This window comes from Mesorhizobium sp. CNPSo 4688, assembly GCF_057784295.1.
This window is the reverse complement of record NZ_JBWLUY010000003.1, coordinates 484,172-492,239: the sequence shown is the minus strand read 5'-3', so window position 1 is coordinate 492,239 and position 8,068 is coordinate 484,172. Positions and strand designations below refer to the sequence as shown.

Here is an 8,068-nt window from a genome sequence, read left to right as displayed (position 1 = left end):
CTTCTTGCCCAAACCATGTGGCGGCAACAGCGGTTCCACGATTTGCCATTCTGCTTCGCTCAGATCGTAGCGTGCCATCATCGCCTCCTAATCAAAGGCGTTGAATCACTGCTTCAATGGCCATGCAAGGGTTGAGTACGCGCCCTAGGGTCTCCGCGACGGAGCTTCGCTCCTGCTCCGCCCTAGGATGACGAAGCGATGAATCAGGCCGTCCGTTACTCGATCTTACTGGACCGCGCCCACCAGCACCTGCTGGCCACCGCGGATCGAAACCCAGCGGCCGGTGTTGTCGATCGCCTGCCGCTTGAGGAAGCGGTAGCCGGTGGCGTCCCAGATCTTCACCTTGTCGGTGAGATTGTCGAGGACGTAGTCGCCCTTGTCGGTGCGCACCGTCAGCACCGCATGGCCTTCGCCGTCCGGCTTGCGCACGACGGTGATCAGGAGATCGGCCAGCGACACGCCCGAGCGGGAGAGCTGGCGGCGCTTTTCCAGCACATAGTCCTCGCAATCGCCGACGCCCTTGTCGGGATAGGCCCAGACTTCGTCCTTGCCGTAAATGTCGTAGTCGCTCATCGGCTTGACGGCGGCGTTGATCCTTGACGTCACGTTGATCAGCTTGCGCATGAAGGCGTCGGTCATCGCAGCCGGGTTGAGATTGCTTGGCCGGATCGAGCATTCGCCCGGATTGGACTTGCAGAAATCATAATGGCCGATCGGCTGCGAGGTCATGCCGCCGGTCGCCATGGCGCCGCCCGCCGATGCCGGCGCCGCCCAGCATCCCAAAACCGCCAGCCCTGTTGCCGCACACAAGCGCAGCGTCCGTGCCATCGCTGAGGAAGTCATTGTCCCCGTTCGCCCTTGTTGTTAACGAAAGGTTAAAGGGGATTTACACTCCGTGTCAATTATGGGGGGAGCTAGATTCTCCGGCATGGTTACCCGCGCCCGCCCGACAGCGTCTATTGTGCAACAGAACGCCTCTGGCGTGCGAAGTCGCCCCGCTTTTGCAGGCAATGCACGCCGCCACAGCTGTATCGAGCCTCAACCCTTGGCGGAACGAACCAGCCTCGGCTTGACCGCCACACGGTTCTGGCGGCCGTAGCTGGTGATGAAATCGACAATGCGCGGCACGATTTCCGAGCGGAAACGCGAGCCGTTGAAGACGCCGTAATGGCCGACGGCCGGCTGCATGTAGTGGGCATGCCGGTCGGCCGGAATGTTGGGGCAGAGGTCGTGCGCGGCCTGGGTCTGGCCGAGCCCGGAAATGTCGTCGTTCTCGCCCTCGACCGTGAACAGCGCGACGTTGCGGATCGCCTTGGTGTCGACGATTTCGCCGCGATGCATCATCTCGCCCTTGGGCAGGGCATGGCGCACGAACACCGTGTCGACGGTCTGCAGATAAAACTCCGCCGTCAGGTCCATCACCGCCAGATATTCGTCGTAGAAGTCGCGGTGCTTCTCGGCATTGTCGCCGTCATGCTTGACCAGGTGCATGAAGAAGTCCTTGTGGGCGATGATGTGGCGGTCGAGGTTCATGCTCATGAAGCCCGACAGCTGCAGGAAGCCGGGATAGACCTCGCGGCCGAAGCCCGGCACCGGCCACGGCGCGTTCATGATGACGTTGTCGCGGAACCAGTCGATGCCCTTTTCCTTGGCCAGAAGGTTGACCGCGGTCGGGTTGCGGCGGGTATCGATCGGCCCGCCCATCAGCGTCATGGTCGAGGGGACGAAGGGATCGCCGCGTTTTTCCATCAGCGCCACCGCCGCCAGCACCGGCACCGAAGGCTGGCAAACCGCCATGACATGGGTGTCGGGTCCCAGCGCATGCAACATGTCGATGATGTAGTCGATATAGTCGTCGAGGTCGAAATGGCCGTCGGTCAGCGGCACCATGCGGGCATCGACCCAGTCGGTGATGTGCACGTCGGCATAGGGCAGCATCGCCTCGACCGTGCCGCGCAGCAGCGTCGCATAATGGCCCGACATCGGCGCGACGATCAGAAGCTTGGGGTCGGCCTTGCGCCCGGCAGGCACCGATCGTTCGAAGCGGGTGAGGTTGCAGAACGGCCGCGACCACACAGTCTTTTCGCTGACCTCGACGCTTTTCCAGTCGACCACGGTCTTGGTCAGGTCGAAATGCGGCTTGCCGTAGCGGCGCGTCGTGCGCTCGAAGAGTTCGGCGGTGGCAGCCACCGAGCGGCCCCACGGCGTGTGCGAAACCGGGTTGAGCGGGTTGGTGTAGAACAGCCGCACCGCATCGGCATAAAGCCGCGCGGGCTGCAGGGCGGCATGGTTCATTTCGTAGAGCTGGTAGAACATCAGGTACTCCGCAGCTGCCGTGATCGAAGGGACGACGGACAGCGCCGAGCCTTGAATGTCTCGCGCGGAGGTTAACAAGATATTGCTGCGATGCAATACGTCACGTGGCGTGACATATGCCGTTCTTTGGTCCAAGGCGTTGAGAATCCGCTTCGAACGGGGCCAGCCGGCTCAATGTGCAGCTGCGAAAGCCGCAGCTGTTGGATATACGGGGCAGGATGCGTCCGGCCCGGATGGGCCGGACCTGGACAGATTTAGACGCGCGCCATGCACACGGAAGTATGGCCGGAGCCGATGAAGCCGAGCTGGCCAGCGGCGCCCTTCGACAGGTCGAGCATGCGTCCCTTGATGAACGGGCCACGATCGTTGATGCGCACGATGACACTGCGGCCGTTGTTCTGGTTGGTCACCTTCAGCCTGGTGCCGAAGGGCAGGCTGCGATGCGCGGCGGTCATTGCCGACGGATTCATGCGCTCGCCATTGGCGGTCCGGGAGTGCAGCGCGTACCAGGAAGCACGGCCGCATTGGCCGGCGGCGGAGGAGGCGGATGCGCCGACCATCAGGCCAGCCGCTATCGTTACCGCGACAAGCGCGGTCTGGTTCTTCTTGTTCACTTGGGAGGCTCCTTTTACAGACCCCAGCCGGTAAGTGCTGAATAAGGCAGGAAATGCGGCAAGTGTCTGGCGGTTCCGTGGCGCTGGCACACGTTTGGAGTCACTGGGAAACAGTTTGTTAGGGATATTTCGCAGCCGGCTGCCGTATCGCTGGCGATATTTCGAGCGTCTTCACAGATGCCTTGAGCAAGACAAGACGTTATATTGCAAGTAAAAGAACACGCGATTGGACACCGTCCTTTCGCTCTTTCATCACGGCCATGGCGCAGTTGACAATCGACTTGGGAAAGGAATCTCGGCGATGAGACTGTTCAGGTATCTGCTGGCCCTGATTGTATTGGCCATCGGCGCGCTGTGGTCGCTGCAAGGCCTCGGCGTGGTCGGCGGCAGCTTCATGACCGGCCAGTCGCAATGGCTTTATATCGGCATCGTCACCATGCTGGTCGGCCTGCTTGGCCTCGGATGGGCGAGCCGCTCGCGGGGGTGAGTAGGGCCGCCACCGACGGTCTCTGACGCACGATCATTCGCGATTGGCGGGAGCCTCCCAACCTTCGTCATCCTAGGGCGGAGCAGCCGCGAAGCGGCGTCGCGAAGACCCTAGGATCCATGCCGTTGCATCGACCGAAGAATGCAGCGGGGCAGATTTCTGGACCGTGGCGGTGCTCAGGAGTCCCGGCATGGATCCCGGGGTCTGCGCCGCGTCGCTTCGCTCCTTGCTTCGCCCAGGATGACGAAGAAATGAGCCTTACTGCCAATCACCAAGCCATGTGGTTTCGACCGGCATCCACCAAAACCTTGCGCCGAATGAACTACCCGAACAGCTGGTCCAGAATCCTGCCTTCCAGGCGGGCGAGCTCGACGGAACCGCGCCGACGCGGCCGCGCCACCGGCACGTCGAGGTCGAGCGCGATCCGGCCTTGGTCGATCACCACCACCCGGTCGGCAAGCGCAACCGCCTCGGCGACGTCATGCGTGACCAGCACGGCGGTGAATTTCTGCTCGACCCAGATGCGCTCCAGAAGCTGCTGCATTTCGATCCGGGTCAGCGCGTCGAGTGCGCCGAGCGGCTCGTCCAGCGCCAGGATCTGCGGCTGGCCGATCAGCGCGCGCGCCAGCGCCACGCGCTGCTTCTGGCCGCCGGACAGCACCGACGGCCATTCGTCGGCGCGATCGGCAAGCCCGACCTGGCCCAGAATCTCGAGCGCGTGCCGCCTGGCGTCCGCACCGGCGGCGATGCCGGTCAGCCCGACCTCGACGTTCTTCACCACGCTGGCCCAGGGCAGCAGCCGCGGCTCCTGGAACATGAAGCGCGTGCGGCTGTGTCCCTGCTCGTCCGCGCCGAATGTCAGGGATCCGCCCGTCGGCCGGTCGAGCCCGGCCAGCAGCCGCAAAAGCGTGCTCTTGCCGCAGCCGCTCTTGCCGATGACGGCCACGAACTGTCGACCGGCACGTCGAGATCGATGCCGTCGAGCACGATCTTGTCGCCGAAGCGCTTCTCAACGCCGTTGAAGGCGAAGGCCCGCGGGCTTTCGATCGCTTGCGCCGGGCGTGACGGCTCCGGCGCGGCGACGAAGGAGCGGACGGCGGTGAGGCTGGCGGCGGGCATCGATACCTCAGGCGTTCTGGAAGGCGGGATGCCAGCCGAGCGACAGCCGCTCGAGCAGGCGGGCAAGGCTGTCGGCAAGCTTGCCGAGCAGCGCATAGATCAGGATCGACAGCACGACGACGTCGATGAGCAGGAATTCGCGCGCCTGCATGGCCATGTAGCCGAGACCGGAACTGGCCGAAATGGTTTCGGCGACAATCAGCGTCAGCCACATGATGCCAAGCGCATAGCGCAGGCCGACGAAGATCGCCGGCAGCGCGCCGGGCAGGATCACCTGAAAAAACAGCGCGCGGCGGTCCATGCCGTAGACCCGGCCCATCTCGACCAGCTGCGGGTCGACGCTCTGGATGCCGAGCAGCGTGTTGACGTAGATCGGGAAGAACACGCCGAGCGCCACCAGGAAGAGTTTTGCCTCTTCGTCGATGCCGAACCACAGGATGACCAGCGGGATCAGCGCCAGATGCGGAATGTTGCGGATCATCTGCAGCGTCGTGTCGGTCAGGCCGCGGCTCAGCGCCGACAGCCCATTGGCAAGGCCGAGCGCAAAGCCGATCGAGCCGCCAATGGCAAAGCCGGCCAGCGCGCGCGCCGTGCTGACGCCGATGTTTTGGATCAGCTCGCCCGACAGCGTCAGCCGCCAGAAGGCCTCGGCTACCGCGCTCGGCGCCGGCAACACATTGGCCGGCATGACGCCGCCACGGCTGGCTGCTTCCCAACCAACGATCACCAGCGCCGGCAACAGCCAGCCGATGCCGTTCTGTTTGACGCGCTGCGCAAAACTCATGACGAAGCCTGCAGGCGGTTGGCGCCGTGGAAGCCGACGGCGAATTCATTGGCGATGTTTTCATGCGCCTGCGCCCGTTTGGTCCCCAGCCCAAGCCGCGGGAACAAAAGCTCGGCGACGCGGTAGGCTTCCTCGAGATGCGGGTAGCCGGAGCCGATGATGGTGTCGATGCCGATCGCCTGGTATTCGCGGATGCGCTCGACGATCTGCTCCGGCGAGCCGACTAGGGCGGTGCCGGCGCCGCCGCGCACCAGGCCGACGCCGGCCCACAGATTGGGCGAAACCACCAGCTTGTCGCGGCGGCCGCCATGCAGTTCGGCCATGCGCCGCTGTCCCACGGAATCCATTTCCTTGGTGAAGCGCGCCTGGGCGTTTTCGATCTGCGCATCGGTGACGTGACTGATCAGCCGGTCGGCGGCGCGCCAGGCTTCGTCCTCGGTCTCGCGCACGATGAAGTGCAGCCGAATCCCGAAACGCAGTTTGCGACCGCGCCGTTCGGCCTTGTTGCGCGCAGCAGCCAGCTTCTCTGCCACCTGCGCCGGCGGTTCGCCCCAGGTCAGATACATGTCGACGAGATCGGCGGCGAGCTCCTGGCCTGCATCCGACGAGCCGCCGAAATAGAGCGGCGGCCGCTCCTGGCTCGGCAAAAGGTCGAGCCGGCCATTGTCGACACGGTAGTATTTGCCGTTGAAATTGATGCTCTGGCCCGACACCAACGCCCGCCAGATGGTCAGGAATTCCTGCGCCTGGGCATAGCGCTCGTCATGCGGCAGGAAGACGCCGTCGCCGGCAAGTTCGGTCGGATTGCCGCCGACCACGACATTGAGCAGCAGGCGGCCATTGCTCAGCCGGTCGAGCGCCGCGGTCTGGCGCGCCGCGAAGGTCGGCAGCGTCACGCCCGGTCGCAGCGCGACCAGGAATTTGAGCTTTTCGGTCAGCGCTGCAAGCCCGCTGGCGGTGATCCAGGAATCCTCGCAATTCTGCCCGGTCGGCAGCAGCACGCCGGGAAAGCCGAGCCGGTCGACGGCCTGTGCGATCTCCTTGAAGTAGGCGAATTCCGGCGGGCGCTGCTGCTGCTCGGAGCCGAGGTAGGAGCCGTCGCCATGCGTCGGAATGAACCAGAAGAAATCGAGCGGCCTGGCTTGCGGAGTGGCTGGAGCGGTCATGGCGACATCCTCAAAACGGAAACGGCAAAAGGCGCCGGACGTTTCCGCCCGGCGCCGCACGCGAAAAATCAATTGCCCGGTGCGGTCCAAACGGCGTCGGAGATGCGCACCGCATTCGGGATCAGCTTGAGCTTGTAGAAGCGGTCGGCGGTCGCCTGCTGGCCGGCGATGATATCGTCGGTGATCGGGAAGATGCCGAATTTGCTGCGCTTGGCGGCGATGGTCTGTGCGTCGAGCGGCACGCCGGTCACCTCATGCAGGGCCGCGGCCACCTTGTCGCGGTTCGCGTCCGCCCATTTGGCAGCCTCGCCGAGTGCCGCGATCGTCGTGGCGACGACCTCGGGATGCGCCTTGGCGAAATCCTTGTTGCCGAGAATATAGCTGTTGACCTTGAGCACGTCGCTGGAGCGGGCCAGCACACGCGGCTGGTAACGTGTTTCGGCGATGGCGAAGAACGGGTCCCACACCGCCCAGGCGTCGATCTGGTCGCTGGCAAAAGCGGCGGCGGCGTCCGCAGGGCTGAGATAGACCGGCGTGATCTGGTCGAAGCCGACGCCTGCCTTGTCCAGCGCGGCGACGAGAAGATTATGGGCGCTGGTGCCCTTGCCGACGCCGACGCGTTTGCCCTTGAGCTCGGCGAGCGACTGGATCGGCGATGCCGGCTTGACGAAGATCGCCTCGCCATCGCCATTGGAGGGCATTGCCGCGACGTAGACGATGTTGGCCCCGGCAGATTGTCCGAAGATCGGCGGCGCGTCGCCGGTGTAGCCGATATCGATGGCGCCGACATTGAGCGCCTCGACCAGCGGCGGACCTGCGGTGAATTCGACCCATTTCACCGTGACACCTTTGTCGCTCAGCGCCTTTTCGACAACCTGCTGTTGCCGGGCAATGACCGGCAGGCCGGTCTTCTGATAGCCGATGTTGAGCTGCTTCAGCTCCTGCGCCGAGGCGCCGAACGATAAGGCGGCACTGGCCGCCAAAAGGCCGAGGCCGAAAACGCGTCTGGTCAGGCTGAACATGATCCCTCGCTACGGACAGGCGCCGGAAAAACCGTGCGGCCGGTTGATTGAGGGATTAGGCTAGGTAGGTCTATAAATTTAGTAGAGAAACGATTTTGCGAGTTGGCGGTATGGGGCGGAAATATTTTCTGCGGTCGAGCGGAGACAGCCGGTGCCGGCCTCTTTCTCCCCGTTCACGGGGAGAAATGCCCGGCAGGGCAATGAGCGGCAGCGCTGAAGTTGGCGATCCGCGCCTGCGGCGAAACTATTACCCAGGCTGGCGCCGCCCCTCACCTGCCTGCCGGCATCCTCTCCCCGTATAGAGACGGGGAGAGGGGCGCTAATCGCCACCCCTCACTGCGACCAATACTCCCACGCCCAGTAAAACCCTTCGTCGCGCGGCGGCAGGCGGTCGCGTTCGGCGTCGAGTTGCACCGGCGCCGGCGATTTCGGCTGCGGCTGTGGCAATTGGTTATCTCGCCAGGCGAGCAGCCAGTTGCCGAGATGGGCGAACAGCACGGCGGTGGATTGGGTCATGTCATCACTCCTTCTGTTCCGGGATCGGTGGTCCCCGCGCTGCG

The 8,068-nt window shown here is 64.1% G+C and carries 10 protein-coding genes; 1 reads left to right on the top strand and 9 read right to left on the bottom strand.

Annotation, left to right across the window (positions count from 1 at the left end; genetic code table 11):
* Positions 1-225 precede the first annotated feature (225 nt).
* The 3 genes from AC04SH_RS08135 to AC04SH_RS08125 form a co-directional block, all read right to left on the bottom strand.
* Entirely contained in the window at positions 226-843 is a 618-nt protein-coding gene (locus AC04SH_RS08135) for a transglutaminase-like cysteine peptidase (protein ID WP_488574620.1), read from the bottom strand.
* Positions 844-1,038: 195 nt separating this feature from the next.
* A complete protein-coding gene (locus tag AC04SH_RS08130; protein WP_488574619.1) occupies positions 1,039-2,316 on the bottom strand; it encodes a polyhydroxyalkanoate depolymerase in 1,278 nt (425 codons plus the stop codon).
* A gap of 254 nt (positions 2,317-2,570) precedes the next feature.
* Positions 2,571-2,876, bottom strand: a complete 306-nt coding sequence (locus AC04SH_RS08125; RefSeq protein WP_477232473.1) for a septal ring lytic transglycosylase RlpA family protein — start codon at positions 2,874-2,876, stop codon at positions 2,571-2,573.
* A gap of 355 nt (positions 2,877-3,231) precedes the next feature.
* On the opposite strand from AC04SH_RS08125, the gene AC04SH_RS08120 reads away from it, so the two are divergent.
* The gene (locus AC04SH_RS08120; RefSeq protein WP_162711955.1) at positions 3,232-3,417 is read left to right on the top strand and encodes a hypothetical protein; all 186 of its coding nucleotides are present in this window, start codon (positions 3,232-3,234) and stop codon (positions 3,415-3,417) included.
* Between the two features lie 322 nt (positions 3,418-3,739).
* Here the strand turns inward: AC04SH_RS08120 and AC04SH_RS08115 are convergent, their stop codons facing one another.
* From AC04SH_RS08115 to AC04SH_RS08090, 6 genes are all read right to left on the bottom strand, one after another.
* Positions 3,740-4,363, bottom strand: coding sequence for an ATP-binding cassette domain-containing protein (locus tag AC04SH_RS08115; RefSeq protein ID WP_488574618.1), 624 nt, complete (start codon positions 4,361-4,363; stop codon positions 3,740-3,742).
* Positions 4,276-4,536 (bottom strand): hypothetical protein, encoded by a 261-nt coding sequence (locus AC04SH_RS08110; protein WP_488574617.1) that lies wholly within the window; start codon positions 4,534-4,536, stop codon positions 4,276-4,278. Before AC04SH_RS08110 ends, AC04SH_RS08115 begins: the two co-directional genes overlap by 88 nt.
* 7 nt (positions 4,537-4,543) lie before the next feature.
* Positions 4,544-5,320 carry an ABC transporter permease subunit gene (locus AC04SH_RS08105; protein ID WP_488574616.1) on the bottom strand — a complete coding sequence of 259 codons (777 nt, stop codon included), beginning with the start codon at positions 5,318-5,320 and terminating at the stop codon, positions 4,544-4,546.
* Complete coding sequence (gene ssuD, locus AC04SH_RS08100; protein ID WP_488574615.1) at positions 5,317-6,486, bottom strand: FMNH2-dependent alkanesulfonate monooxygenase; 1,170 nt, start codon at positions 6,484-6,486, stop codon at positions 5,317-5,319. The genes AC04SH_RS08105 and ssuD overlap by 4 nt, the downstream gene beginning before the upstream one ends.
* A gap of 68 nt (positions 6,487-6,554) precedes the next feature.
* Positions 6,555-7,508: a sulfonate ABC transporter substrate-binding protein gene (locus AC04SH_RS08095; protein WP_488574614.1), complete on the bottom strand. Its 954-nt coding sequence runs from the start codon at positions 7,506-7,508 to the stop codon at positions 6,555-6,557.
* 333 nt (positions 7,509-7,841) lie between these two features.
* The gene (locus tag AC04SH_RS08090) at positions 7,842-8,024 is read right to left on the bottom strand and encodes a hypothetical protein (RefSeq protein WP_203277380.1); all 183 of its coding nucleotides are present in this window, start codon (positions 8,022-8,024) and stop codon (positions 7,842-7,844) included.
* Positions 8,025-8,068: the final 44 nt, after the last annotated feature.

Excerpts from the sequence above, each read along its gene's own strand:
- AC04SH_RS08135 (WP_488574620.1), bottom strand. The coding sequence starts at position 843 with ATGACTTCCTCAGCGATGGCACGGACGCTGCGCTTGTGTGCGGCAACA.
- AC04SH_RS08130 (WP_488574619.1), bottom strand. The coding sequence starts at position 2,316 with ATGTTCTACCAGCTCTACGAAATGAACCATGCCGCCCTGCAGCCCGCG.
- AC04SH_RS08125 (WP_477232473.1), bottom strand. The coding sequence starts at position 2,876 with ATGGTCGGCGCATCCGCCTCCTCCGCCGCCGGCCAATGCGGCCGTGCT.
- AC04SH_RS08120 (WP_162711955.1), top strand. The coding sequence starts at position 3,232 with ATGAGACTGTTCAGGTATCTGCTGGCCCTGATTGTATTGGCCATCGGC.
- AC04SH_RS08110 (WP_488574617.1), bottom strand. The coding sequence starts at position 4,536 with ATGCCCGCCGCCAGCCTCACCGCCGTCCGCTCCTTCGTCGCCGCGCCG.
- AC04SH_RS08105 (WP_488574616.1), bottom strand. The coding sequence starts at position 5,320 with ATGAGTTTTGCGCAGCGCGTCAAACAGAACGGCATCGGCTGGCTGTTG.
- ssuD (WP_488574615.1), bottom strand. The coding sequence starts at position 6,486 with ATGACCGCTCCAGCCACTCCGCAAGCCAGGCCGCTCGATTTCTTCTGG.
- AC04SH_RS08095 (WP_488574614.1), bottom strand. The coding sequence starts at position 7,508 with ATGTTCAGCCTGACCAGACGCGTTTTCGGCCTCGGCCTTTTGGCGGCC.
- AC04SH_RS08090 (WP_203277380.1), bottom strand. The coding sequence starts at position 8,024 with ATGACCCAATCCACCGCCGTGCTGTTCGCCCATCTCGGCAACTGGCTG.